Origin of the sequence: Micromonospora orduensis (assembly GCF_006228125.1) — a bacterium.
In the GTDB taxonomy this organism is placed as follows: Bacteria; Actinomycetota; Actinomycetes; order Mycobacteriales; family Micromonosporaceae; genus Micromonospora; species Micromonospora orduensis.
The window spans coordinates 1-1,938 of record NZ_VDFY01000192.1 but is presented as its reverse complement, the minus strand read 5'-3'; the positions used below and the strand labels follow the sequence as shown (position 1 = coordinate 1,938).

The window sequence follows — 1,938 nt, the reverse complement described above, 5'->3', positions numbered from 1 at the left end:
GGTGACCGACGGGACGGTGCTGGAGGTGAGTCGCGTCGACAGGTACTCCAAGCGGGGGCCGCAGGGTCCGGAGAACGGCGGGCTGTCTGTCTCCCTGCTCGGCGACGACGGGGTGCGCTACTACGGTTCGCACCTGAGTGTGGTGTCCGCCGGCGTCGACGCCGGGGTGCGGGTCCGTGCCGGGCAGCAGCTCGGCAAGGTGGGCCGCACCGGCAATGCGAACAACGTCTGCCACGTGCACTTCGGCATCTCGCCGCCGTGTACCGGCAAGGACGGCTGGTGGATCCGGCGCGGCGTGCTCTGGCCGGCGCGTTACCTGGATTCGTGGCGGCGCGGCGGCAATCGCGAACCGGCCGCCGAGGTCATCGCGTGGCAGCGCACACACGGCTGCCCGAAGGCTCCCTGACCGGCGCCGCATCGACTAGGTTCGGTGGGATGAACGCCCGGGACCCCATCGCCGACCTGCGCCGGATCGCGTTCCTGCTGGAGCGGGCAAACGAGGCCACGTACCGGGTCCGGGCGTTCCGCTCGGCGGCGGCGGCGCTGGCCGGCCTGCCGGCGGCCGAGGTGGCCGAGCGGGCCGGCAACGGCACGCTCACCGAGCTGACCGGCGTCGGTGACGTGACGGCCCGGTGTGTGGCGGAGTCGCTGGCCGGTGAGGAACCGGTCTACCTGCGTCGGCTGGTCGCGACCGAGGGCAGCGACCTGGACGCGGAGGCCACGGCACTGCGTACCGCGCTGCGCGGCGACTGTCACACCCACTCGGACTGGTCCGACGGCGGCTCACCCATCGAGGAGATGGCGTTGGCCGCGGTGGAGCTGGGCCACGAATACCTGGTGTTGACCGACCACTCGCCCCGACTGACGGTGGCGCGGGGGTTGACGGCCGCTCGGCTGCGCCGGCAGCTCGACCACGTGGAGCAGGTGAACGCGGCGCTGCCGGAGGGTTTCCGCATCCTCACCGGGATCGAGGTGGACATCCTCGCCGACGGTTCGCTCGACCAGGACGAGGAGTTGCTGGCCCGGCTGGACGTGGTGGTCGGTTCGGTGCACAGCGGCCTGAAGGACGAGCGGGCGAAGATGACCCGGCGGATGCTGACCGCCGTCGCCAACCCGCATCTGGACATCCTCGGGCACTGCACCGGCCGGATGGTGTCGTCCCGCCCGGCGGGGGTGACCGGTCCCGGCGACCGGGCGCACCGTCCCCGGACCCGCGCGGAGAGCGACTTCGACGCGGACGCGGTCTTCGCCGCCTGCGCCGAGCACGACACCGCCGTCGAGATCAACTCCCGGCCGGAGCGCCAGGACCCGCCGAAGCGGCTGATCCGCCGCGCCCTGGAGGCCGGCTGCCGGTTCGCGATCAACACGGACGCGCACGCGCCCGGCCAGCTCGACTGGCAGCGGTTCGGCTGCGAACGGGCCGCCCTCTGCGGCGTCCCCGCCGACCGGGTGGTAAACACCTGGTCGGCGGAGCAGCTGGTCGAGTGGACGCGCGCCCGGGCCTGAGCGGCTCAGCGGCGGGCGGGCTCGGCGGCGGGCGCGAGCACGCCGGCACCGACCACCGGCCGGGGCCTGCGGCGGCCGACCACACCCTGCGCGACCGCGACACCCAGCAGCACGATGAGCGCGCCGACCGGCTGGTGCCAGTTGAGCCGCTCGTCGAGCACCACGGCCCCGATCAGCACCGCGAAGATCGGAATCAGGTACGTGACGGTGGAGGCGGTGCTCGCGCCGGCCACCCGGATGTTGCGCATGTTGATGACGAAGGCGAGCCCGGTGCCGAGCACCCCGAGGGTCAGGACGCTGGCCACCACCTTCGCCGACAGCTCGGTGGGCAGCGGCGGCGCGCCCGCGACGAACGGGGTGACGATGGCCAGCTGCCCGGCGGCGAGCAGCAGTTGCGCGGCCGAGAGCGACAGGCCCGAGTGTGCGCTGCCG

At 73.5% G+C, this 1,938-nt stretch carries 3 protein-coding genes; 2 read left to right on the top strand and 1 reads right to left on the bottom strand.

Going from position 1 to position 1,938, the window contains the following annotated elements; genetic code table 11:
• Window positions 1-406: M23 family metallopeptidase (locus FHG89_RS22280; RefSeq protein WP_139586364.1), on the top strand; the 406-nt coding region annotated here is incomplete at its 5' end.
• A 29-nt stretch (window positions 407-435) separates the two neighbouring features.
• Window positions 436-1,506 (top strand): PHP domain-containing protein, encoded by a 1,071-nt coding sequence (locus FHG89_RS22275; RefSeq protein WP_139586363.1) that lies wholly within the window; start codon window positions 436-438, stop codon window positions 1,504-1,506.
• A gap of 5 nt (window positions 1,507-1,511) precedes the next feature.
• On the opposite strand, the gene FHG89_RS22270 is transcribed toward FHG89_RS22275, so the two are convergent.
• Window positions 1,512-1,938: DMT family transporter (locus FHG89_RS22270; RefSeq protein WP_139586362.1), on the bottom strand; the 427-nt coding region annotated here is incomplete at its 5' end.

What these genes read in the sequence shown, in the direction of transcription:
- FHG89_RS22275 (WP_139586363.1), top strand. Translation starts at nt 436, where the DNA reads ATGAACGCCCGGGACCCCATCGCCGACCTGCGCCGGATCGCGTTCCTG.